At 47.2% G+C, this 25,573-nt stretch carries 18 protein-coding genes; 16 read left to right on the forward strand and 2 right to left on the reverse strand.

Features of this window, described 5'->3' with window-relative positions:
- The first annotated feature begins 6 nt into the window (after positions 1 to 6).
- The 8 genes from pglX to GTK47_RS05295 all read left to right on the forward strand — a co-directional run bounded on the left by pglX (position 7) and on the right by GTK47_RS05295 (position 18,266).
- Complete coding sequence (gene pglX / locus GTK47_RS05260) at positions 7 to 3,708, forward strand: BREX-1 system adenine-specific DNA-methyltransferase PglX (RefSeq protein ID WP_011117362.1); 3,702 nt, start codon at positions 7 to 9, stop codon at positions 3,706 to 3,708.
- Complete coding sequence (gene pglZ, locus GTK47_RS05265; protein ID WP_156734105.1) at positions 3,708 to 6,365, forward strand: BREX-1 system phosphatase PglZ type A; 2,658 nt, start codon at positions 3,708 to 3,710, stop codon at positions 6,363 to 6,365. Before pglX ends, pglZ begins: the two co-directional genes overlap by 1 nt.
- A gap of 16 nt (positions 6,366 to 6,381) precedes the next feature.
- The gene (gene brxL / locus GTK47_RS05270; protein WP_156734103.1) at positions 6,382 to 8,457 is read left to right on the forward strand and encodes a protease Lon-related BREX system protein BrxL; all 2,076 of its coding nucleotides are present in this window, start codon (positions 6,382 to 6,384) and stop codon (positions 8,455 to 8,457) included.
- A gap of 150 nt (positions 8,458 to 8,607) precedes the next feature.
- Positions 8,608 to 12,912, forward strand: a complete 4,305-nt coding sequence (locus GTK47_RS05275; protein ID WP_156734101.1) for an ATP-binding protein — start codon at positions 8,608 to 8,610, stop codon at positions 12,910 to 12,912.
- 142 nt (positions 12,913 to 13,054) lie between these two features.
- Positions 13,055 to 15,205 (forward strand): MobH family relaxase, encoded by a 2,151-nt coding sequence (gene mobH / locus GTK47_RS05280; protein WP_156734099.1) that lies wholly within the window; start codon positions 13,055 to 13,057, stop codon positions 15,203 to 15,205.
- 48 nt (positions 15,206 to 15,253) lie between these two features.
- Entirely contained in the window at positions 15,254 to 17,074 is a 1,821-nt protein-coding gene (traD, locus tag GTK47_RS05285; RefSeq protein WP_156734098.1) for a conjugative transfer system coupling protein TraD, read from the forward strand.
- Between the two features lie 9 nt (positions 17,075 to 17,083).
- Positions 17,084 to 17,644: a conjugative transfer protein gene (locus GTK47_RS05290; RefSeq protein ID WP_140266354.1), complete on the forward strand. Its 561-nt coding sequence runs from the start codon at positions 17,084 to 17,086 to the stop codon at positions 17,642 to 17,644.
- Entirely contained in the window at positions 17,631 to 18,266 is a 636-nt protein-coding gene (locus tag GTK47_RS05295; protein ID WP_156734096.1) for a DUF4400 domain-containing protein, read from the forward strand. The genes GTK47_RS05290 and GTK47_RS05295 overlap by 14 nt, the downstream gene beginning before the upstream one ends.
- A gap of 26 nt (positions 18,267 to 18,292) precedes the next feature.
- Here GTK47_RS05295 and GTK47_RS05300 read toward each other — a convergent pair whose 3' ends face one another.
- Together GTK47_RS05300 and GTK47_RS20665 are read right to left on the reverse strand one after the other, a co-directional pair.
- Positions 18,293 to 18,880 carry a plasmid-related protein gene (locus tag GTK47_RS05300; RefSeq protein ID WP_156734094.1) on the reverse strand — a complete coding sequence of 196 codons (588 nt, stop codon included), beginning with the start codon at positions 18,878 to 18,880 and terminating at the stop codon, positions 18,293 to 18,295.
- A gap of 13 nt (positions 18,881 to 18,893) precedes the next feature.
- Positions 18,894 to 19,133 carry a hypothetical protein gene (locus GTK47_RS20665; RefSeq protein WP_156734093.1) on the reverse strand — a complete coding sequence of 80 codons (240 nt, stop codon included), beginning with the start codon at positions 19,131 to 19,133 and terminating at the stop codon, positions 18,894 to 18,896.
- A gap of 35 nt (positions 19,134 to 19,168) precedes the next feature.
- On the opposite strand from GTK47_RS20665, the gene traL reads away from it, so the two are divergent.
- The 8 genes from traL (at position 19,169) to GTK47_RS05345 (ending at position 25,541) form a co-directional block, all read left to right on the forward strand.
- Entirely contained in the window at positions 19,169 to 19,450 is a 282-nt protein-coding gene (gene traL, locus GTK47_RS05310) for a type IV conjugative transfer system protein TraL (RefSeq protein WP_000433891.1), read from the forward strand.
- Positions 19,447 to 20,073 carry a TraE/TraK family type IV conjugative transfer system protein gene (locus GTK47_RS05315; RefSeq protein ID WP_000667167.1) on the forward strand — a complete coding sequence of 209 codons (627 nt, stop codon included), beginning with the start codon at positions 19,447 to 19,449 and terminating at the stop codon, positions 20,071 to 20,073. The genes traL and GTK47_RS05315 overlap by 4 nt, the downstream gene beginning before the upstream one ends.
- On the forward strand, positions 20,054 to 20,953 hold the full coding sequence (locus tag GTK47_RS05320) for a type-F conjugative transfer system secretin TraK (RefSeq protein ID WP_347147087.1): 900 nt from the start codon (positions 20,054 to 20,056) through the stop codon (positions 20,951 to 20,953). Before GTK47_RS05315 ends, GTK47_RS05320 begins: the two co-directional genes overlap by 20 nt.
- A 2-nt stretch (positions 20,954 to 20,955) precedes the next feature.
- On the forward strand, positions 20,956 to 22,245 hold the full coding sequence (locus GTK47_RS05325; protein WP_156734091.1) for a TraB/VirB10 family protein: 1,290 nt from the start codon (positions 20,956 to 20,958) through the stop codon (positions 22,243 to 22,245).
- Positions 22,246 to 22,319: 74 nt separating this feature from the next.
- A complete protein-coding gene (traV, locus tag GTK47_RS05330) occupies positions 22,320 to 22,892 on the forward strand; it encodes a type IV conjugative transfer system lipoprotein TraV (protein ID WP_146008853.1) in 573 nt (190 codons plus the stop codon).
- Positions 22,889 to 23,275, forward strand: coding sequence for a TraA family conjugative transfer protein (gene traA / locus GTK47_RS05335; protein WP_032469918.1), 387 nt, complete (start codon positions 22,889 to 22,891; stop codon positions 23,273 to 23,275). The genes traV and traA overlap by 4 nt, the downstream gene beginning before the upstream one ends.
- Before the next feature lie 220 nt (positions 23,276 to 23,495).
- A complete protein-coding gene (locus GTK47_RS05340; RefSeq protein ID WP_156734089.1) occupies positions 23,496 to 24,254 on the forward strand; it encodes a type IV toxin-antitoxin system AbiEi family antitoxin in 759 nt (252 codons plus the stop codon).
- 102 nt (positions 24,255 to 24,356) lie between these two features.
- Positions 24,357 to 25,541 carry an IS4-like element ISEc29 family transposase gene (locus GTK47_RS05345; protein ID WP_002001451.1) on the forward strand — a complete coding sequence of 395 codons (1,185 nt, stop codon included), beginning with the start codon at positions 24,357 to 24,359 and terminating at the stop codon, positions 25,539 to 25,541.
- The last annotated feature ends 32 nt before the right edge of the window (positions 25,542 to 25,573 follow it).

A 25,573-nucleotide genomic window follows, 5' to 3' on the forward strand; every position in this document is an offset into this window, starting at 1 on the left:
GATCATATGAATACGAATAACATGAAAAAATACGCACCAAAAGCGCGCCGCGAATTTATGGATGCGGTAGCTAAACGATTAAATACCTTTGGTATCACCGCGAATAAAAAGGGCGAGCTACAAATTGCAGAAGCGAATCTACAAGGTTCTGTGCTTCAAATCGCCGGTAACAGTTTTGACGGTAAACTGGCCGAGCCCAGAAAACGCATAGTAGCCAGAAGCCAGAAACTTGGGTATGCACAACTTATTGAACAAGTAGCTTATACCTGGTTCAACCGTCTGTGTGCTATTCGCTATATGGAAATCCATGACTATCTAGGCCACGGTTTTCGTGTTTTGTCGCACCCAGACAACCCTAAAGGCTTTGAAATTATCGACCATGCGCAAGACGCTGCGGATGAACTCGGATTAGATAGAGCTCGCATTGTTGAACTCAAGCTTGCGGGCAACAAAGACGAAGAGCTGTATCGTGAACTGCTGTTAGGCCAGTGCCATAAGCTTCATGAAGCGATGCCTTTCTTATTTGACGCATTGGACGATGAAACCGAGCTTCTTCTACCAGACAACCTAACACGTACCGACTCAGTTCTGCGTGGATTGGTAGACAGCATTCCTGAAGAGGACTGGCAACAAGTCGAAGTGATTGGTTGGCTTTACCAGTTTTACATTTCTGAAAAGAAAGATCAGGTAATGGGTAAGGTGGTCAAGAGTGAAGACATCCCTGCCGCCACCCAGCTATTTACACCCAACTGGATTGTGAAGTACCTGGTACAAAACTCAGTCGGTCGCCAATGGCTGCAAACCTACCCAGACTCTGCCATTAAAACGCAGATGGAATACTACATTGAGCCTGCTGAACAATCTGACGAAGTTAACCAACAGCTAAAGGCTATTACGCCAGAATCTATTGAACCTGAAACCATCAAAGTACTTGACCCGGCTTGTGGTTCGGGCCACATATTGATTGAAGCTTACAACGTACTAAAAGCCATCTACGAAGAACGAGGTTTCCGCTCTCGTGACATTCCAAAGATGATTCTGGAGAACAACCTCTACGGGCTAGACATTGATGATCGTGCAGCGCAGTTATCTGGTTTTGCGCTGATGATGATGGCTAGAGATGACGATAAGCGTATTTTTACCCGTAACGTGCGACTCAATGTACTGTCATTGCAGGAAAGTAACCATATTGATCTACCGACCTTATGGAAAGCACTCAACCTATCGGGAAGTTGGCAAAGCGGCACGTCCCAGGGCTTGTTCTCAGATGAAGAGCAAGATTTAAGCTCGTTCAATGCAGACAACCGTTACCAACTGCTGAAGCGAACATTGGCAAGATTTACTCAAGCCAAGACCTTTGGTTCATTGATTGATGTACCAAGCGATGAGCATGAGCAGCTAAAAGAACTAATGAGTACTCTTTTCGAATTGCAAGAGTCAGGTGACTCAATGCAAAAGCCAGCAGCTAAGCAGTTGATTGAATTTGTTCATCAGGCATTGGTTCTGTCGATTCGTTACGATGCTGTTATTGCGAATCCTCCGTATATGGGCGGCAAGGGAATGAATGGACGACTGAAAGTATTCCTGCAAGATTTCTACCCAGACTATAAGTCAGACCTGTTTTCTGCATTTGTAGTCAGATGCTCGAAGCTCGGAGCTGAAAATTCAAATATCGGAATTATGTCACCGAATGTTTGGATGTACATTGCCTCGCATGAACACTTGCGCACTTTTCTTACTGAGAGCCGTGCACTGTATTCACTTGTTGAACTTCCATTGACAGGCTTCAAGGGAGCGACCGTACAAATTTGTGCGTACAACTTTAGCAATAAGCGGTCTCCTAACCTTCAAGGTGGCTACATCAGGCTTGTAGATTTCAAGGGAGCCGATGAAGAGATGGCTGCCCGTACAAAGGAGGCCATTCGAAATAATGATTGTGGCTGGTTCCACCATGCCTCTGTGAGAGATTTCTGGACCATACCAGGAAGACCAATTGCTTATTGGGTGTCTGAAAAATTCCGCCAATCATTTGTGGAAACAAAAAACTTAAAGGACGTTGGTGAGCCGCGTCTTGGAATGGCAACGGGTAATAACGACGTATATCTTCGTCTTTGGCAAGAAGTGTCGATCCGAAAGGTAGGACTCGGATTTGATTCAAGAGATGCGGCTTTGGCATCAGGAAAAAAGTGGTTTCCATATAACAAAGGCGGGAAATTTCGCCGATGGTATGGAAATAACGAATTTGTCGTTAACTGGGAAAACGATGGTCAGCTTCTGCGTAATACGCTGCATCCATCTGGCGAGAGGATTTGGGCACATAACTTCAACTTGGATTACATTTTTAAGCCTTGTCTGACTTTTACCGCAACAAGTTCATCATATTTTGGGATTAGGTACTCCGAAAAGGGGTTTTTATTTGATAATAAAGGATCATCCTATTTTTCCAATGCTGAGAAATTAAAACCAATTCTGGGGCTGCTGGCATCAAAACCAGCCACTGCAATTCTCAAGGCAATTAATCCAACTGTTGAGTTTCAGCCTGGAAACATTTCTATTATTCCATTTTTTGAAGAACTTGTGCGACCAGATGTTTCTAATCAGGTGCAGTCCATAGTTGGCATCTGCAAAGGTGACTGGGACGCCTATGAAACCTCTTGGGATTTTACTCAGTTTCCGCTATTAGATGCCCGTTTCCATCAGTCGCCACTGTTGGCGAGTTATCAGGCGTTGCGTGCATATTGGCAGGAGATGACTACGCAGATGCAAGGTCTGGAAGAGGAGAATAACCGCCTCTTTATCGACGCTTACGGCTTGCAGAATGAGCTAACGCAGGAGGTACCGTTAGATGAGATCACGCTGACCTGCAACCCCCATTACCGTTACGGCGCTAAGTTAACCGATGACGAGCGTGAGGAACGCTTGCAAAGCGACACTCTTGCCGAGCTGATCTCTTACGCTATCGGCTGCATGATGGGGCGTTATTCGCTGGATCAAGAGGGCTTGGCGTATGCCCATGCAGGCAATGAGGGATTTGATGAATTAGTACAAGAAGGTGCTTATCAAACTTTTCTCGCCGATGAAGACGGCATTATTCCATTAACCGACCAAGAATGGTTCAAAGACGATGCTACCAACCGGTTCCGTGAGTTTGTTCAAGTTGTTTGGGGTGATGATCATCTGCAAGAAAACTTGGATTTCGTCGCCGAATCACTATGTCTCAACGCCATTAAACCGAAAAAATCTGAATCAGCTCTGGAGACGATTCGCCGTTATTTATCGACTCAGTTCTATAAAGACCACCTGAAGACTTATAAAAAACGCCCTATTTATTGGCTGTTTAGCTCAGGCAAACAGAAGGCTTTTGAGTGCCTGGTGTATTTGCATCGCTACAACGAGGGCACGCTTTCGCGTATGCGTACCGAGTATGTCACCCCGCTACTAGGCAAATACGATGCTTATGCAGAGCAACTTGAGAAGCAGATTGAAACGGCCGACTCGACCAGTGAAGCAAACCGCTTCAAGAAAGAGTTGGATGCCTTAATCAAGAAACAGGTCGAACTACGAGAGTTTGATGACAAGCTAAAACACTATGCCGATATGCGTATTTCACTGGATCTGGATGATGGCGTGAAAGTGAATTACGGCAAGTTTGGTGATCTGTTGGCTGATGTTAAGGCCATTACCGGTTCGGCCCCGGAGGTTAACTAATGCAGATTAGCGAACTGGCACAAGGCGTTGCTGCCAAACTTGAACAAAGCCGCATTGTGTTTTGGTACGACCCAGAGCAAAGCTTTACTGAAGAGCTTGAGCATTTAGCTAACGCCCTATCTATTGCAAAAGAAGTAGGCGATAGCGCGGCAGATATAACTGCTAGGGTACTGCCAAATGATTTGACCATCCTCAATATGGGCAATGAGTCTGTATTGGCAGTGAAAAAACGCATTGAAGTAGATGAGCGTGAAGCTAAATTCCTTATCTATTTTCCAAGCGCTGAGCCAGAGCCTGACCGCGATTGGTTGCTAGACGTGCGTTTGTATAGCGAGCAGTTTTTTGCTGATCACAGCTCAATGCTGCTTAATGAGCTGGGTATCCCGAAAATGGCGCTACGCACGCACATTCGTAAGCGCCAGAGCTTTTTTGCCAATAAACAGCGCATAGCCGGTTTAAAAAAGTGGGTGACTGAGAACGAAGACGAACTGTCGTTAGACAGGAAGATGATGGCAGTGGTTGTAAAAGCTGATTCTGCGTCTTTGTCGGACATTCTGCTTGGGTTACTACGCGAATATGCGGCTTATATCGAAGATGAAAGCCTTGGCCAACCTTTATGGAGCCAGCTAGGAAAGTTTGATCTTGAGACCTCACTCTGGGCATATCTGAGTGAGGGTTTTGGCTATACAGTCGAAGAGCCAACCTTCCCAGACTTCGTGTTGAAATTATTCTGTACTGAATTCTGGAGCCAAATTGAAGGTGTTGAACGCGATTGGTTGCTTAACAATGTTCTAAAAAGCGCATCAGGCCGGGCGACAGCCTTGGCGTTTATGGTGAGCTGGCGCGACAGCCGCTCTTTCGCCGCTTACTACGAAAGCATCTCTAAGGTGCTTAGCCAACAGTTGGAAATTTCGACTCGTGCTGGCCAGTACCATCCGGTTGAACTTATCGAATGCGAAACGTTCGAGGCTGTGGAACAGGCCATAATCCGTGGTTTAGTTCGTGATTTGCTCGATAGCAGTAAAGCGCTAGACCGGGTTCAGTTTGATACGGTCTTATCAAGACGTCTTGCTAGCCACTGGACATTGTCACGCAAAGAATACTTCGCAATTTATGAAGCTATCCGCAACGCTGAAGAGTTAATGCACTTGCGAAATCGCTATGTGGACGGGTTCCACTTTGATAACGCGAAAGCAATGTACGACGCCTATACCACAGACATTTATCGTTTTGACCAGGCTTACCGTTTGTTCAATGAACATGTGCACTCTGTATTGAGTAAAGGTGCAGACATACTGCGTCAGCTCGACGACGAAGTCGAAAGCATTTATACCAACTGGTACTTATATGAGCTTGGCCTTGCCTGGGATCGTCACTTGGCCAATGAGAAATTACTTGAAAAGTGGCAGATTTCTGGCGTACCGCACCAGTATGACTTCTATGAAAAAGAAGTTCGCACACGACTGAGTCTGAAACAGACAAAACGAGTGTTTGTGATCATCTCTGATGCCCTGCGTTTTGAAATTGCGAATGAGCTTGGCGCTATCATTAACAACGAGAAGCGATTTAAGGCTGAGGTGTCTACGCAGTTGGGCGTTTTGCCGAGTTATACCCAACTTGGGATGGCGGCATTATTGCCTCATAAGGCGCTCAGTTACCAGCCAGAACAAGGCACGGCTGTTTATGTGGATGGTATTTCTTCACAGGGTTTAGACAATCGTAATTCCATCCTACAGAAGGTAAGTGGCATGGCGGTGAGTTCTAAGGAACTGATGAGCTGGAGTAACCAGGAGGGGCGTGACAAGGTTCGAGACGTAGAAGTAGTTTATATCTATCACGATACCATTGATGCGATTGGTGATAAGGCTGCAACTGAAGAGAAAACGTTTGAAGCCTGTCGTAGTGCCATTGAAGAGCTAAAAGACCTCGTTGGGCGGGTCATCAACCGTCTAAACGGCAGCCGAGTTGTGATCACCGCTGACCATGGCTTCCTCTTCCAACAAAAAGCACTTGTAGCGGCTGACAAAACCTCGTTGAAAACCAAACCTGCTGGCGCGATAGAAGCCAAGAAACGTTATATCGTTGGTAATAACTTGCCTTCAGATGAAGCCTGTTGGAAAGGCTCAATAAACGATACGGCTCATGGCTCTAGTGATACCGAGTTCCTGCTTCCAAAAGCGGCTCAACGCTTCCACTTTGTTGGTGGTGCTAAGTTTGTGCATGGCGGAGCGATGCTACAGGAAGTATGCGTCCCGGTACTGCATGTGCGAGAGCTGCAAAAAGAACAAGCAGCAAAACATGAGAAACAACCGGTAGGTGTTGTTGCAGCCACTCAGCCCATCAAATTAGTAAACAATATCGACAAGGTCAGATTTATTCAGACAGACCCTGTAGGCGAGCGTTTTGTCGCACGGTTGTTGGATGTCTATATCGTCGATGCACAAGGTAATGAAGTATCCAGTCGTGAAACGATTAACTTTGATAGCGTGAGTAAAGTGATGGATGAACGTACTCGCGAAGCTAGGTTAAAGCTTATTGGCTCTCAGTTCGACAGGAACGCTCAATACACGTTAGTTCTTGAGAATGCGGAAATGAGAACGCGTTATAGCCAATACGCGGTAACCATTGATTTGGCATTCCAAGATGATTTTTTCTAAGGCGCTGAGGTGAAACATGACAACTGATTTTTCACAAGATCATAAAGACGAAAAAAATCAGATGCAAAGCGCCGATTTAGACGCATTGCTCAACCAATATTTTAAAGGCCGTGTCGTTCGAAAAGATCTGACAAAGCAATTGAAAGAAGGCGCTAACGTCCCTGTTTACGTACTGGAGTATTTACTAGGCATGTATTGTGCGTCCGATGACGACGAAGTCGTAATGCAAGGCCTTGAGAATGTGAAAAAAATCTTGGCTGAGAACTATGTCCGACCAGATGAAGCGGAGAAAGTGAAGTCACTGATCCGTGAACGCGGCACGTTTAAAATCATCGACAAAGTAAGCGTTAAGCTCAATCAGAAAAAAGACGTCTATGAAGCTGCGTTGTCGAACCTGGGGATCAAGGATGCCCTTGTACCGACCAAAATTGTACAAGACAACGAAAAATTATTAACTGGCGGTATCTGGTGCATTATTACCGTGCAGTATTTCTTTGAGGAAGGTCAGAAGACATCACCTTTCTCCATTATGAGTTTAAAACCGATACAAATGCCGTCCATGAACATGGATGAGGTGTTTTCAACCAGAAGACATTTTAGTACCGATCAGTGGATGGATGTGTTGCTTCGTTCCGTGGGTATGGAGCCAACCAACTTAGAGCATCGGGTGAAATGGCATCTTATTACTCGCATGATCCCATTCGTTGAAAACAACTACAACGTTTGTGAGCTCGGACCAAGAGGGACAGGTAAAAGCCATGTCTACAAAGAGTGCTCACCAAACTCATTGCTTGTCTCGGGTGGACAAACAACTGTGGCGAACTTGTTCTATAACATGAGCTCGCGCCAAGTTGGGTTGGTCGGAATGTGGGATGTTGTCGCCTTTGATGAAGTAGCGGGTATTAACTTTAAAGACAAAGACGGCGTCCAAATAATGAAAGATTATATGGCGTCAGGGTCTTTTGCCCGTGGTCGTGATTCAATCGAAGCGAAGGCTTCCATGGTATTCGTCGGTAACATCAATCAAAGCGTTGAGACACTGGTGAAGACCAGTCATCTGTTGGCACCTTTTCCTGATGCCATGATTGACACTGCTTTTTTTGACCGTTTCCATTCCTATATTCCTGGATGGGAAATACCGAAGATGCGTCCTGAGTTTTTCACCAATAGTTACGGATTAATCACAGACTATCTTGCTGAATACATGCGTGAAATGCGCAAAAGAAGTTTTGCGGATGCGATCGATAAGTTCTTCAAACTCGGTAATAACCTTAATCAGCGTGATGTAATTGCTGTACGCAGAACTGTTTCGGGCTTGTTAAAGCTACTACACCCCGACGCACAGTACACAAAAGATGATGTAAGAGCCTGCCTGACCTATGCGCTGGAAACTAGACGTAGAGTCAAAGAGCAATTGAAAAAGCTTGGCGGAATGGAATTTTTTGATGTGCACTTTAGCTACATCGATAACGATTCATTAGAAGAATTCTTCGTCAATGTACCGGAACAAGGTGGCAGCAAGCTAATTCCTGAGGGCTTACCTCGCGCTGGTGTTGTGCACTTGGTTACTCAGGGAAGCACTGGACAGCTTGGGTTATATCGCTATGAAACCCAGATGATGGCTGGTTCTGGTAAACACTCAGTGTCAGGTCTTGGTTCGAATACCGCAGCGAAAGAAGCTGTGCGTGTTGGCTTTGATTATTTCAAAGGTAACCTGAATAGAATCAGTGCATCGGCGAAGTTTTCTGAGCATGAGTATCACCTCCATGTTGTTGAGCTCCACAATACAGGGCCAAGTACAAAGTCATCGCTCGCTGCATTGATTGCGTTCTGTTCAATTCTGATGAACCGACCGATTCAAGAGCAGATGGTTGTTTTGGGTGAGATGACTTTAGGTGGTGTCGTCAATCCTGTTCAAGATCTTGCAGGCAGTCTTCAGTTAGCTATGGACAGTGGCGCAAAGCGTATTTTGCTCCCAATGGCCTCAGCCTCAGATATTCCAACGGTTCCTGCTGAGTTGTTCTCAAAATTCCAGATCAGCTTTTATGCAGACCCCGTCGATGCCGTGTTTAAGGCGCTTGGGGTTAATTGATTAGGTGTCGTTTGACGCGCCATTTTATGGAGTAATTACAGGTATGTTTACCCTGACATCATTTAATGTTTTTCAGCATGTTTTTGTCATAACTGATCTACATGCAATATTTAATAGTGTATTGCCAGTTTGATAGGTGGCATTGATATCATGATAGACAGGACCTTCAACGATATTCCAGATGGGAAAGTTAATGATGCCGACCAACAATCTTTCTTGGTAAGTCTAGGCTGGTCACGAGGAGATAGATGGAATGATTTACTAAGTTCAAAACGTGTTCTAATAATTTCCGAGGCAGGTGCAGGAAAAACTTACGAATGCCGTAAACAATCCGAGCGTCTGTGGGCTAAGGGAGAGCCAGCATTCTTTGTAGAATTGGCCGCGTTGGCAACAGAAGACCTTCGTAATCTCCTAGATGCAGATGAAGAAGACCGTTTGGATAGGTGGCTTGTTTCACAGTCTGAAGAGGCTACATTTTTTCTGGACTCGATTGACGAACTAAAATTGACTATGGGTTCATTTGAGCGGGCGCTCAAACGACTGAAAAAATGTATCGGAGATCAGCTACATCGGGCGCGTTTTGTGATCACGACAAGGCCAATCCCCTTCGACGAACAGTTGGTTCGAAATTTACTACCTGTTCCAACAGCGTCCTCTTCAGAATCCGATGAAGAAGTATTTGCTAAAATCGCAATGCGTGAGCATCGTGATAAACACGACAACAGAAACAAAAATCAATCGCCCGATTGGAAGACTGTAGCTTTAATGCCCTTTTCAGACGAACAGATCGTCCAATTTTGTCGACATCAGGGAGTGAGCGATCCTACTCTTCTTTTTGAAGACTTACGTCGTCGCAATGCCCTAGAGTTTGCTCGTAGACCTCAGGACCTTATTGAGTTATGCGCTGACTGGCGTGAGCATAAACGCATCCGAACACATCGTGAGCAGGTTGCTACTAATGTTCGTGTGAAGTTGCTTCCTCGCGAAGACAGAGCTGAGCCGGCAGAGTTATCTGTTGACAAGGCGATTGAAGGTGCTAGCCGACTCGCACTTGCTGTTCAGATGACACGCCGTATAACGATTCGTCATAGTGCTGCGTCCGACGCCATCGACAAAGATGCTGCTCTCGATCCTGCGATTATCCTATCAGATTGGCAGCCTAATGAACGAAAAGCACTGCTTGAGCGTCCGTTATTTGGCTTCGCTTCTTACGGACGAGTGAGGTTCCATCATCGCTCTGTTACCGAGTATCTTGCTGCGGAACGGCTATTAGCTCTTAGAAGGCAAGGCATGCCGTTTCGAGCCCTCAAACGTCTTCTATTCGCGGAGACAAAAGGTAACACAATCGTTCGCCCGTCCAAGCGACCAGTGGCAGGTTGGCTAGCCTTGCAAGAAGACGGGATATTTGAACTTTTGCGGGACAATGAGCCTGCTGTTCTTCTGGATGAAGGCGATCCAGAGTCGCTAACGCAGAAACAGCGAAATCAAGCTCTTCGCGCCTATGCTACGCGTTATGGACCTGGTGGTTGGAGAGGTCTCCAGGTGCCTCACATTCAAGTCCACCGATTTGCGTCGAACGAGTTGGCAGAAGAAATCGACAGGATTTGGCGCAGTGGAGTAGAAAATCCAGATGTACGACAAGTCCTCATCAGCCTTATAGAGGCGGGTCGCATAAAAGCTTGTGCAGATATCGTATTTCATATCACGCAGGACATTGCTGCACCTGAGGTCGAGCGCATAATGGCTATCGACGCTTTAGTAGCCCTGGCTGATGAGAGATTAGGAATAATTTCTGCCACGATAGCTGATGCTGATGATCTCTGGTCTGACAGAGTAGCACGCAGTGCCATACTAACCCTTTTCCCAAAATTCATGTCGGTTGAGCAACTTTGTCGAACCCTTCGCTGGATAAAGCGAGAGAAGCGAAATGTAGGCGATCTTAGTTGGCAATTACCACGCCTGATTGCTGAAGCCTCCCTTGAATTCCCTGTCCTTGAGGAGCTTCGTGATGGTCTCATCTCGCTAGTATCAGAGGGGCTAAAATGGCGAAAAGAGTGGCCACATATTGTCAGTGAACGTCCTCACCTCAGTGGAGCACTTGCAGCAACATGTGAACGTGGCCTCGGTGTAGGCCTGGACGAACAGTGGCTGTATGGAGGTGTAATTGCATTGCGATTACACCACCGAGACCATTGTGACGATGAACCGATCAAATCACTTCGCCAACGGCTGATTAATCTGAAAGCAGCAGACAATGAGCGTCTTTTCTGGATTCAGGACGCTTTGTTGCAGTCTCTCCATGAAATCAACGATCCCTGGCCACGGCTCGCAGAGATTACTATTCATGATAGAACGATTCAACTAACACCGGACAGGGATCTGTCTTGGGTGAAAGAAGCGCTTGGTGACGCGACTCGGGATATGAAGGAACGCGCAATGCTCTTGGAGGCAGCTATCCGTCTTTCACTAGAAAATGAGTCATGGAAAAAACACATTGAAGGACTTAGGTCTCTCATAGTTGATGAACCCTTATTTGTGCAAAGACTTGACGACTGTCTTAAGCCATCGAAACACGACAAAGAGCTTCGTCGTTGGGAAAAACAAGAAGCTGAACGAAAGTTGCAGGAAGAGCGACGAAAGGCTAAGAACCGAGCGAGCTGGGTTCTGTTCTGGCGAGAGGTTGCTAATCAGCCTGAAAACGCATTTTCGAAGGAGCAAAGCTGGAACACTGCTTGGAACTTGTGGCGCGCCATGAGTCATGATGGTGAAGACAGTCGATCGTCAGGTTGGAACCGGCGGTTTATTGAAGAGCAATTCAATCAAGACACGGCCGACAAGCTTCGCAGAGTGATGATGAAGATCTGGCGTGATGATCGCCCAACGTTTCCCAGCGAAAGGTCAGAAGGCGAACGAAATACATATCTTGTACGTTGGCAGTTTGGGCTGGCCGCGATCTACGCCGAAGCGGAGTCTCCCGACTGGTCAGCTAAACTCGACGATGTCGAAGCCGAACTAGCTGCGCGATACGCTCTGATTGAACTGAATGGTTTGCCTAAGTGGATAGAAGCACTCGTAGACACTCATTCAACCGCCGTAGATCAGACGCTCGGAAATGAATTGTCGTGGGAGCTAAACTTGCCTTCAGGTGAACGTGGACATTCTAGCTTACTTCAAGGAATTGAGTATGCACCTGAGAGGGTTACCCGTTTATTTTTACCACGACTCGAATCCTGGTTAGATGAAAGTGGGGACCGGATTAATGGCGCTGATAGCACGACCGGAATAACAGAAAGGGTTCGACAAGTGACTCGGGTTATTTTGAAGAGCGGCGATGCGACTGAAATTAAGAGACTTCAAGAACGAGCTCTACAAAGATTGGAACAACAATTACCGTTTTCGCTTCGCCTTATTTGGTTGTCGGCCTTAATGCGAATTGATCCTCAGATGGGTGTCGAAAAGCTGGCAGATCAGATTGATGTAGTTGAACCCTCAAAGCTATCAGAAGCTGTGACATGGCTGGCCTGCCTCTTTGGTGATCGCCAAGACGGAGTCGATTTGAATGACGAACGATTCACGCCGCAACTTCTGTTGAAACTTCTTCGTTTGGCCTATCGCCACGTTCGAATACAAGACGATGCTTACCACGAAGGGTCCTATTCACCGGACACTCGGGATCATGCGGAACAGGCACGCAATAGCATTGTAACTGCATTATTCAACGCGAAAGGCGAGGAGGGCTTGGCTGCCAAGCTTGAGATGGCCGCAGATCCTTTGTGCGCCCATTTTAAGGAGCGAATTTTGGCTGTGGCAGAAGAGAGTTGGGCGCAAGAGATTGATGCTGAGGTATTTGATCTGGCTCAAGTAGAAAAGCTAGATCGAAGTGGGGAAGCACCTGCCTCAACGAATGAAGCCATGTTTGCCATTTTGAAGGATAGGTTGTCTGACCTAAACGACCTTCTTCTCCGTGACACCTCACCAAGAGAAGCTTGGGCAGGGATATCAGACGAGAGGGTCATGCGTCGAGAGATTTCTCGCGAGCTGAAACATGCGGCAAACTCGATTTATACTGTGGACCAGGAGGCTGTTACAGCTGAAGAAAAGGAAACTGATATACGGTTGCGATCTGTTCTTTCGAAGCATGAAGCGGTGATTGAACTAAAACTTGGTGATGGCCGGACAGCGACAGACTTGCGAGATACAATAGAAAGTCAGCTTGTTAGGAAATATATGGCAGCAGAATTTAGTAAAGCAGGAGCTTTGCTAGTGACTCTTGCAAAAGACCGTCAATGGCAACATCCAGATGAAAAACGCATGATCAAAGCGGATGAGTTGTTGTCTCTTTTGACCGTAGAGGCTGAAAGAGTGCAAATGGCTTTAGGGGGGGAAGCGTTCATACATGTACACCTTCTTGATTTGCGCCCAAGGTTGCCTATTGAGACTAAGTGTAAGCTTTAAAAGCTATAAAAATTTGATGATGAAGATGCTGTAAAGCTGGATACAGGACAATGAGACTTATTGATCTTCTTCATGATTTATCAATCTATCTAGTCATCTAGTACAGGGTTGAACCTTCACACTATCGTGTCGGAGGTTCACTATGTTCAAAAACCTATTTTTTCAAACCAAAGCACTACCAGAGCTGTCATCTCAACTGGATGAAGACATTCCACGCTACCCGCCATTCTTGAAGGGGTTGCCAGCAGCGTCACCTGAAGATTTGCAGTCCACACAAGACGAGCTAATTGCCAAACTGCGCCAGGTACTTGGCTTTAACCAGCGTGATTTTCAACGTCTGATTCAGCCCTGCATTGACCATCTTGCTGCTTATGTTCATTTGTTGCCAGCTTCTGAGCATCATCATCACAGTGGTGCTGGCGGTTTATTACGTCATTCATTGGAAGTTGCTTTCTGGGCGGCACAAGCAGCTGAAGGGATCATCTTTGTTGCCAGTGGCACTCCAGTTGAGAAAAAAGAGCTAGAGCCAAGGTGGCGTGTTGCAGCGGCTCTTGGCGGTTTGTTCCACGATATTGGTAAGCCCGTTTCAGACTTGTCTATTACAGACGAAGATGGACGCTATCAGTGGAACCCTTTTTTAGAAACATTATCCCAGTGGACCACAAATAGCAGCATTGAACGCTATTTCATTCGCTGGCGCGACGGACGGTGCAAGCGGCACGAGCAATTTTCAATTCTGGTTTTAAACCGGGTGATGACACCTGAGTTGCTCGTCTGGTTAACCCAGCCGGGCCCTGAGATTTTGCAAGCCATGCTGGAGGCAATTGGCAATACCGATCCCGAGCATGTCCTGTCTAAACTGGTCATTGAAGCTGACCAAACCAGTGTCCAGCGAGACCTGAAAGCTCAACGAATTTCCGTTGACGACAATGCCCTTGGTGTCCCAGTCGAACGCTATCTACTTGATGCCATGAGGCGATTACTTGCCAGTTCGCAATGGCTGGTCAATCAGCGAGACGCCAGAGTCTGGGTACGAAAATCAAATCAATCAACCAATCTTTACCTGGTTTGGAAAAGCGCTGCTAAGGACATCATTGAGCTATTGGCCAAAGACAAGATACCTGGCATTCCAAGAGATCCCGATACCCTTGCGGACATCCTCATTGAGCGAGGATTGGCCACTAAATCCGCCTCAAATGAGCGATATGAAAGCCTTGCCCCTGAAGTACTGATCAAAGACGGCAAGCCAATCTGGCTACCCATGCTGCATATGTCTGAGGCCGATTTATTGTTCAGCTCGAATGTACCAAGTGGTGTGACACTGTTTAGCAAATCTGAGTGGGAAGCAACACAGCAAACACAAGCAGAACCTCAGAGTCGTTCCAGTGAGCATCCAGACTTGCCTGAAGCGTCATCATCAATCGAACATAGCAATTCGGCTGAGTCGCCATCGACAAAACCGTCCGACCAAGATGATGAACTTCGTCATGCAAGCGATGTTAATCACCTTCAGGCAAATGAAAATGTTCCGGGTGATGGATGTGAAAAGCCTAACAATTCATATGATGGCGCTATCTCAAATAACGTAAACCAGCACGATGCAGAAGCATTGAATCTCCCTGAATCTCTGACGTGGCTTACTGAGGCCAGCAACGCGCTGGTTATAGTTGGTGAACAGATACTGATCCGCTATCCCGATGCAGTAAGGCCTTGGTGTGCTCCTCGAAAACTGCTTGCTGAACTCAGTCGATTAGATTGGCTTGAACTAGATCCGGCAAACCCGACGCGTAAAGCCAGAACTGTGACTACAAATGATGGAGTTCAGGAGCAAGGGCTACTGCTGAAAGTATCGATTTCTAAAGGGCTTACTGCACTGATAGACATCTCCAAACACGACACAGAATCAGCGGCAGCAATTCAGAACGAAGAGGCCTTACCGCGTCCGAGTCGAACTGAGACAACCAATGCCCAAGCAAAAAAAACCGCCACAAGAACGGAGCGAAAGCAAAAGCCGATTGCGGCCAATGCGAACTCAAGTACCGACCCCAAACACGTGCAGCGGCAACAGATGGTTAATTTTGTGAAAGATTTGCCCATCTTACTGACCGATGGTGATTACCCAGACGTGGATCATAGTGCCGATGGTATTCGCGTCACGATTCAAACCTTACGCCAAGTCGCCAATGAGCATGGTATTCCAGCCGGACAGCTGCTTCGGGGGATCTCGGCCAGTGACCAATGCCAGTTTGATGAGGGGGAAACGGTTCTGTTTACCGCTCACGCTGAACGTTAATCCATTTTAAGTTGAGCAGATTGCAAACGGTTATTTTGCGGAGCATGAATGAAAGAAAACGCATACGAGATGCCCTGGCGCACGAACTATGAAGCCATGGCAGCAGCAGGTTGGCTGGTCGGAGCAACTGGGGCAATTGCCGCAGAAATGCTGACTGAGCTACCACCTGAGCCATTTTGGTGGATGACAGGGATTTCCTCGGGCATGGCGTTGTACCGTCTGCCTGAGGCTTACCGTCTGTATAAGTTGCAGAAGGGGCTAAAAGGCAAACCATTGGCTTTTATGGAGCTGTCGCATTTGCAAAAGGTGATGGCAAAACATCCAGATGAATTGTGGTTAGGGTATGGCTTTGAGTGGGACCAACGTCATGCTCAACGCGCTTATGAAATCTTAAAGCGGGATAAGCAAACCTTGCTTAACCAGGGGCACGGTAAGCAAATGGGTTCGACCTGGATTCATGGTGTTGAGCCCAAAGAAGAAGATGTGTACCAGCCAGTTGGTCACACTGAGGGGCACACCTTAATTGTCGGTACGACCGGTGCGGGAAAAACCCGATGCTTTGATGCGATGATCACCCAGGCTATTTTGCGTAATGAAGCCGTGATTATTATTGACCCTAAGGGAGACAAGGAACTTAAGGATAATACGCAGCGAGCCTGTATTGCCGCCGGTAGTCCTGAGCGCTTTGTGTATTTTCATCCGGGCTTTCCAGAGCATTCAGTACGTCTTAATCCCCTGAGAAACTTTAACCGAGGCACTGAAATTGCCAGCCGTATTGCGGCACTAATCCCATCTGAAACCGGTGCTGATCCATTTAAAGCCTTTGGCCAAATGGCACTGAATAACATCGTGCAAGGTTTGTTGCTTACTTCACAACGTCCTGATCTGAAAACACTGAGACGATTCTTGGAAGGTGGCCCAGAAGGCTTGGTAGTAAAAGCCGTCACGGCGTGGGGGGAGCAGGTGTATCCGAACTTTAGTGTGGAGATTAAGCGCTTTACCGAAAAGGCCAACACCTTGACTAAACAAGCCATGGCGATGCTGCTTTTCTACTACGAACGCATTCAGCCCGTTGCCGCCAATACCGATTTAGAGGGGCTATTGAGTATGTTTGAGCATGACAGAACCCACTATTCCAAGATGGTGGCCTCACTGATGCCGGTACTCAATATGCTCACATCAAGTGAACTAGGCCCATTGCTATCACCGATTGCAAACGATGTGGATGACAGCCGGTTAATTACGGATTCTGGCCGTATTATCAACAATGCCCAAGTGGCGTATATCGGGTTGGATTCATTGACCGACGCCATGGTTGGCAGCGCCATTGGTTCGTTGCTTTTATCCGATCTCACCGCCGTGGCCGGTGACCGCTATAACTATGGTGTTGAAAATCGTCCCGTAAATATCTTCATCGATGAGGCGGCTGAAGTCGTCAACGATCCCTTCATTCAACTGCTCAACAAAGGCCGTGGCGCAAAAATGCGTTGTGTAATTGCTACTCAGACCTTTGCTGACTTTGCAGCTCGTACAGGCAGTGAAGCTAAGGCTCGCCAGGTGTTAGGTAACATCAACAACTTGATAGCCCTTCGGGTGATGGACGCCGAAACGCAGCAGTACATAACTGACAATCTGCCTAAGACTCGGTTGCAGTACATCATGCAAACTCAAGGTATGTCGTCCAACTCGGACAGCCCCGCGTTATTTACCGGCAATCATGGCGAACGCTTGATGGAGGAAGAAGGCGATATGTTTCCACCGCAGTTATTAGGCCAGCTACCTAACCTGGAGTACATCGCCAAGCTTTCAGGCGGCCGCGTGATCAAAGGTCGAATTCCTATTTTAACCAGCTCTACACAGGCAGCATAAGGAGTCTGTATGCATCATTCTGTCTGTCTGAAAATGACAACACTTACCAGTAAAGAAATGCTCGCTCAGTGGCAGCAACATAACCCCCAGTTCAAGGAAACCTTAAGACTGCTTGAAACCGACTGGCCTCATGCTTTGGCCTCGGTGTATTGCTTGGCGGACTACTTAACGGATGCGTTCACGTTAGATGGCCATTCCATCTTTGATTTGTGTCTGTGCAATGGCTTGGGTAGTTATGAAGAAGTCAGTTGTGATGATGACAGTGTACGCCTTTGGCATTTCATTGAGGCGCTGACCTGGACTGCCGCCAGTGCTTTAACGGGGATTCGCCTGCGTGATCCTGATCATTTCGAGTGGGCCGCCGTGGATGGTGTGTATTTCTACTCCTGGATTCGTAATCGTCCAAATCGGATGACGTATTTGGCTGAAGGACGCATCGAGGTGCGTTATGTCAGTGGTCATACGACGACAAAGCGGCTTCAACAAGTGATTAAAGCCCGGATTATGACGCCAACCGTTGCTGCCATGCTGGCGCGAGTCGAAGAGGATGTTTGGCATGAGCAAGCATAAGTCGGTTTGGCTGCTGTGTCTGGCACTGATGCTGGAGATTATTGCCATTGGCGTGTTAGTGCCCGGTGATTGGACTGGCCGGGTCATCAGTAAAGAGAAGCAGATGATCCAAAATCAATTGGGCGCACAAACAAGCTATTGGATTGGTCAAACTAGCCATCGCTGGTATCAGTCATGGATTGTGGATACGCAGATGGAGCAATCTGTGCGAGATTTTCTAATCCCCACTGAAGAGCAGCGACTGCGCTCTAAAGGGATGGAGAACATGGGAGGCTTTTGGTTTGTTTGGGTGGAAGATCGTATTCAGGCATTTTTTGATGTGTTGTACCAGGTGTTCACTCGATTTGCTTTGCTGATAGTCTGGTTGCCCTTTGCGCTTATTCTCATGTTACCGGCGTTGTGGGACGGTTTGATGACCTGGAAGATTAAGAAGACAACCTTTGATTTTTCGAGCCCAATCATTCACCGCTACAGCATGATTATCCTGGGCTCAGGTGTCATTTTGCTGTTTATGGGATTGTTCGCCCCGCTGGCTATTCCACCGGTGGTGTTACCGTCGCTGATCATCGGTTTGGCATTGATGGCGGGGTTGGCGTTAAGCCACTTGCAGAAGAAGATATGAGGCCTGTCAGGCCTCATCTTGTAGAGCTAAAATCTCACGCCTACGGTATTGCCGTTCTCGTCTTCAGCAGGCAAATGGTAAGTATCAATAAGGTGGCCTTGAAGCCAAATATATTGCGGCATCCAAAAAGAGTACTGTCGTATAAGAGCCAATACTTCTTTTAACGGTTTGTTTGCATGAGGCTCGGCAAGACGGAAGTACATGAATGAGCAATAATCTCGAAAGTACTCCTGAAGCTCTGAATCCGATAGCGTTTCTTTTAGCGGTCTGTTTTGTTCGTCGTCCTCATCAGGGGAATTGGCATAAATTTCAAATAGCTGCTTTTCAGTGAGCATCTCCAAGAAGTGGTCTTCAATTAAGACCCCATCACTAGTATCGACATCCATACCATCTTTGACATCAAAAGCCATGACACATCCAGAAGATAATGCCACTTCTGATGGTTTCAGTACGTCATTAGCTTGTACAACCTGATTCCAATGATTAAAACCAGCAGTTACTGCAATTTCATCGAGTGCTTGAGTGTGTGGAATAGATTTTTCACGTTTAAGCTTTCGTGCTTTTTGCTTTAAACGTTCAACCGTGGCAGAGGAAATGATTTTAGTAATTTGCATTGAGTTTCTCCTATTAGCGAATACGGTGCCCACTGCCGAGGTCGCAGAAAAAACCTAAGCAAAAAATAAATTTGATATGCATGTCGTCCCGTCCGGGTTTGCTAAAGTGGGCAGCTGGTCTCGACACGACCAATATCTCCATCATATCAACCGCATCAAAAAGATCAATTGTTAGTATTGTCTGAGTAGAACCCTCAAAACCTTCAAGAATTCGGCATCTAGCTGACCACTGAACCTGCCAATCCCAAGGCATCCTTCACTTCTCAATTCAAACAACGAGGAGTGACTATGGAACCTGTGAGTATTCCGTCCTATATCGATGACCCGCCGCACTTCCTGCTTTGGAGTGCCGACGAGATGGCTCCCATTCTGTTGGGGCTAGTGATCGGCATTTTTACCGGTAATGCCTTGGTTTTATGCCTGTTGGGGTTGGTGACAACCAAGCTCTATCGGCGTTTTCGTGATGGTCGCCCGGATGGTTTTATTCTTCACGCCATCTACTGGGCCGGACTGTTGCCAACCAAAGCCAAGACGATCCCTAACCCATTTATCAGGAGCTATCTGCCGTGAAGTTCGACGTGTTTTTAAAATCATGGCAAGGCACGCAATTAGAGAACCGATGGCAACGGTTCCTGATTGCGGTGCTGGTGCTATCTAACTTGCTGCTTGCGGTAGCGGCATTTTCTCGCAATACCGTGGTAGCCATTCAACCACCAACTTTGTCTGAACCGGCTGAAGTGTCACGAAACCAAGCCACTCAACCTTACCTTGAATCCTGGGGACTCTACCTGGCTGAGCTTATGGGTAACGTGACGCCAGGTAATGTGTCTTTCATCCGGGTTGCCATTGAGCCGCTACTTTCTCCAGCGGTGTACCAGCAAGTGGTCGATGCACTGGAGATTCAGGCAAGACAAATCCGCGAAGACCGGGTCACGCTCAAATTCCAACCCAGACAAGTGGAATATGAGTATGAAACCGGCCATGTCTTTGTGACCGGTTATTCCTTGGTTTCTGGGCCATCTGGAGATGAGCAGCGCCAAACTCGCACCTATGAGTTTGACATCGATATTGAGCAATACCGTCCAAAACTTAGCTGGATGGATACGTATGAGGGGCAAGCTAGAACGAAGCGCGTTCGTGAAAAGTTGACCCAAGAGCAAAACCGGAGGGTGAATGATGCGAACCAAAATTAGTCGATGGATGACACCAAGCTTAATCGCAATGAGCTTGAGTGGCGTCCTGTTATCTCAAGCGTCGTATGCAGACGTGGAATTGCCGATTGTGCCAGCCAGTGTGATGAAGCAGTCTGCTACTGCAAATCCACCGACTCAAACCAATACGGCTTCAACGGATGTGCCAACAACGCTACTGATGACACCGGGGGTTAATGAACTGATCCCTGTAGCACTTGGCCATCTGAATCGGATTGTGACGCCGTTTGAATCGCCTCAGGTGAGAACAACCAGTGATGCTCAGACGCAAATCAAGGGGAATGTTGTATATGTGGCCACGGACAAAGAATCACCGGTTTCACTTTACATCACTCCGCCTGGTCAGGAAGCGCCTGCGTTATCTGTCACCTTAGTACCTCGTCGTATTCCACCGCGTGAAATCACCTTAGCTATTGATGGTCAGCAGTGGCCTATTAAGGGCGTCGTGAACCGAAAAGCCGCCACTTGGGAAACGGCTCAGCCATACGTCGATAGCCTACGTGATTTACTCAGACGACTTGCACTAAATGAACTACCACAAGGCTATGACATCCGTTTGGCTGGCCAAACTGACACAAGCCCGAAATGTTTTCAGCCGGGCTTAAAGTTTGGTTTTAAGCAGGGGCAAATTGTGACGGGACATTACTTCACCGTCTATGTAGGACTGGTTGAAAGCTTTGCCGATGAGCCGATAGAAGCCAGTGAAATAGCTTGTCATGCACCAGATATAGTGGCAAGCGCCTACTGGCCTCGCAATATCTTGTTGCCGGGTGAAAAGACTGAGTTGTATGTGGTTGTTCGCAATCATCGTGAAGAAGCGGTGGAAAGTCAGCGACCTTCGCTTCTTGTGGGAGGTGAATAACGATGAAAGCACAATGGGAACAAATGAGCCCGAACATGAAGCGGGGTCTATCGGTTGCTGGTATTGCTGGTGGTCTCATTCTTATGGTTATGGTGTTTTCACCTAATCCTGATGATGGCGCGAACAGTCGGAACCGACAGGAAACGATCCGGCACATTCTTACGGATACCAATACTCGTGATGTTGGGGTCGATAGTTTGGCTGCAAACGTAAAACTACTCAGTGAGCGCAATGAACAGTTACGCCGTGAAGTTGAGCGCTTGCGTCGTGACGTCGATTCAGGACGGCTAAGCCCAGGTTCGCCTTCTATACCAAGTGAGGTCAATGCGGAGCTGGCCCGCCTTAGAGCGGAACTTGATGATGTTCGCGCTGGAGGTGATGCAGCAGTTGAAGGCACAAATAGTCGTTTTGAAGTGCCTTTATCTGCCATGGAATTGCCCAAAGAAGAAAAGCCACTGCCGTCTAACCCAGACGACTATTTTGCCAATGCGCCGCTGCCAGATCCGCTCTATCAGCAGCCAGCCAGTGGCCAAGGTTCACGAGCACGGGATGTTCCATTGCCGCCAATCACGATTCGTATGATTGAGCCTGAAGTGGTTGCTGAACCAGAGGTTGTTGTGCAAGAAGCGCCGCCTTTGTATTTACCGGCGGGCAGCATCATCTCAGGTACTTTGATCACAGGTTTGGATGCACCTACTCACGAGTCCGCAAGACGCGAACCTTTTCCTGCATTGCTGAGGATTCAAAAGGAAGCCATTTTACCCAACCGATTTAGAGCGGATATCAAAGAGTGTTTCTTGATCGCCGCAGGTTACGGTGATTTAAGCTCTGAGCGTGCTTATTTGCGAGGCGAGACCATTTCATGTGTGAGAGAAGATGGTGGCGTCATTGAAACACGACTGGATTCTTATGCTGTGGGTGAAGACGGCAAAGCCGGTATTCGTGGCCGATTAGTGTCGAAACAAGGCCAACTGGTGGCCAAATCAATGATGGCCGGGTTCCTTCAGGGGTTGGCTGGCGCATTTGATGTAAATCCTGTTCCGACGATTCAGACGGGTAATGCAGGTGATACCCAGCTGTACCAGCAAGTCATGAGCCAAGAAGCATTACAAGGTGCTGCGATTAAAGGCACCGGTAAAGCATTGGATCGAGTGGCCAAGTTCTATTTGGACATGGCTGAAAATATGTTCCCAGTCATAGAGGTAGACGCTGCAAGGAAAATTGAAGTCATAGTCACTCGTGGTGCCTCGTTGTCGTTGGCCACTTCGCAAGGGGGAGGTGCAAGAAGATGAAAAAATCCTGCATGTTGCTAACCGATCGAAGTCCGTTTCAGACAATAAGATGTGTATCCAGAGGAGAGTTAACCATGACGACATCAATGCAGAACAACCCAAAGCACCAGTCAAAACAGTGGTCTAAAGCTGGATTACTTTTATTGGCAGTCGGCTCAACCTTATTGTCTGGCTGTAGTTCATTGGGTCTTGGGAGTAGTGAATATGGATGTCCAGGTATGCCTGACGGTGTGCGCTGTTTATCCGCTCGTGAAGTCTATGAGCTTACAAGTAATGGGGCTGCACCCAAGACGATTGATGCTGTGGCGACTCGAATTGGTTCTCCCTCTGGGTATTCACAATCTGATTTAGAGACAGGACTGCTGAGCCATCCAGCATTACCTGAGACGCAGCAATCTGCACCTCTTCGCATTCCTTCAAGAGTGATGCGAATTTGGATTGCGCCTTGGGAGGATGACCGTGGAGATCTGAATTTATCCAGCTACGTGTTTACCGAAATTGAACCGCGCCGGTGGGATATTGGGGTGTCAGCACCTCGAACGGTTTCGCCAGTGCTACGTCCACTTCAGACTCAAAGCGATTCTGCCTCAGCGGGAGCTGATGGTAAGCGCGATAACTTGAGTATCTACGGAGAAACTAACGAATGACAAATGCAGTTCGCACCATTCAAACTCAGCGCCTAATGACCATTGGTGCGCTTGGTTTGATGGCGTTAATGATTTCGGAGCCCTCATTTGCGGGCACCGGCGGTGATGCTTTCACCGATGTGTGGGATACCCTAAAAGATTGGACCCAAGGTACTTTGGGACGGATCGTAGCGGGAGCCATGGTACTGGTGGGTATTGTGGGCGGTATCGCTCGCCAAAGCTTGATGGCCTTTGCCTTGGGCATTGGTGGCGGTATGGGTCTCTACAACACACCAACAGTCGTTGAAAGTGTTATGTCTGCAACCTTACCTGTTGTTGCCAGCACTCAAGAAGTCATTGGCACAACAGTTCCAGCAATCAGCGTCGTCTTACTGGGCACCTGAATGTGAGCCATATTAGGCAGTTCACTTAAGGCAATCAAACTTAGGTCTACACAACATCGGGTTATTGGTGATGTTGTGTAGACCTTTTCATTTCAGCGACGCCACATTATCGAACTTGGTTTACATTATTTGGTATATTAATACCTAAGGTGTTAAAATTCCTATCGTAATAAACTATATGGTTTATACTGTTCGTGATATTCATACTTTGGGTGTTAAAATGTCATCTAAAATAAACTGGCTTGTTGCTCATACTTCTCCTGGTGCGCTAGTACTTCAGCAATGGCTGACTGAAAACGGCGTGAGCTACTCGTTGGCTCAAAAGTACGCGCAGAACGGTTGGCTGAAGAAGCTTAGTTCTGGTGTGTACTATCGTCCAAATGCGCAGGGCGATATAAAGCCAACTTGGGTTGATGCCATTCAAGCATTGGATGTGCAATTGGGCGTTCCAGTTCATTTGGCTGGATTGAGCAGCTTAACTCACCAAGGACTGAGTCACTATTTGCAGCTGAACAAAGAGCAAGTTTGGATTTGCGTTAAAAACAAGTCGTCCTTACCGAAATGGTTTCGTGAATTCCCTTATCAGAATTGGTTTTACTGTGGAAACCATAAGCTTGAAGTGAATCCCGAGAAAGATTTGAAAAGGATCACGGTCAAAGAGAAAGAACTCAATGTCAGCTGTGCAGAACTTGCTGCCTATGAAGTGGTAGACGCGATTGGAAAGCTGATTTCATTTGAGCATGTCGCAGAATTATTTCAGGGTTTAGTCAATCTTAGCCCTAGAAAAGTACAAGATATTCTTGAGCGAAGCAGCTCTGTTCAGGCAAACCGAATATTTCTATTTCTGGGTCGATACTACGATCACCAGTGGGTCAATCGCATAGATGAAACAAGAATTAAATTGGGTGCAGGAAAGCGGCAGGTTGTCGAAAAAGGACGTTTTGATGAGCGATATCAAATCACAGTGCCAGAGATCTGAGGTATCCCCAGAAATTCTGTAGTTAAAATAAAATGTTAGTTGATTGGGGAACATTCATGGCGGTTCCTGATCTGATCATTCGCCAAAACTCCCACACCGCGGATGCTCACCATGAATGTAAAAGCTATGCTCGCTGATTTCCTCACCTTTGTCACGCCAAAATCAATGCATAAAGCCCGATTTTCGGTTTTGCTAGATGCGGTAACCGCCCTGGCAAAGGATGCGTGTTGCACCGTTACTGCGATTGGCCGGGCGATGCCTGGCTCTTCAGATAAGGTCAGTATCAAACGGGCAGATCGTCTACTCAATAATCCTAACCTGCAACGAGAGCTGCCATTGATTTATGCTGCGCTGACGGCTTCTATTGTTGGCCATAAAACTAAGCCGATGATTTTGGTTGACTGGAGCAATGCCGATACTGCCAAGCGACACTTTATCCTGCGTGCCAGCATTGCCGCTGACGGTAGAGCGTTGACTCTGCTACAGAAGATTGCCGCCGCAGAAGATTATACCTGCCCACACCTACACGGGGCGTTTTTAAAGCAGCTTAAAGCCATGCTACCCAAGGACTGTAAGCCCGTAATTGTCACTGACGCGGGGTTTAAAGTTCCATGGCTGAAACAAGTGCGTAAGCTGGGATGGCATTATGTAGCTAGAGTTCGAGGCAATGTGAAGCTTAAATTGGCAGAGCAGGACAAGTTTATCAGTGTTAATCAGCTTTATCGGCAAGCGAAGAAGGATCCAAAAAGTGTAGGAAAAATCATGCTTGCCCAAACACAACACTATGAAACGCAGGCCGTCCTGGTTGGCAAAGGTTATAAGCTATTGAAACGCGATAAAAATAAGACGTATAAGGAACCATGGTTGTTGGTGTCATCCTTAGCTGACTGCCATGGGTATGCGGATAAAATTGCTAAGTGCTACAGTAGCCGAATGCAAATTGAAGAAAGCTTCCGTGATCAGAAAAGTCACCGCTATGGCCTGGGTAGCGATTTGCATGGTACCAAGAAGAAATCTCGCTTAGAGATACTGCTACTACTGGCCGCATTGGTTAATTGGTTTCATTACCTGCTAGGTAGCGCAGCGGAGAAAGCGGGTTTGCACCTGCGTTATCAAGCTAACACCGTTAAAAATAGGCGGGTATTGGCCCTGAATTTCCTTGGGATATTACTTTGCAAAGAACCCAAACAGCGAATACGCAGGCAATATTATCAGCAGGGACTTAAACAAATACTACAGTGGGTGGTTCAGTGGGACTGGGCAGTAATCAAACAGGCTGATAGCTGATTGTATGAATGGAAATTTTGTGGGGATCCCTC

The sequence above is a fragment of the Proteus sp. ZN5 genome, from assembly GCF_011046025.1.
Taxonomy (GTDB): Bacteria; Pseudomonadota; Gammaproteobacteria; order Enterobacterales; family Enterobacteriaceae; genus Proteus.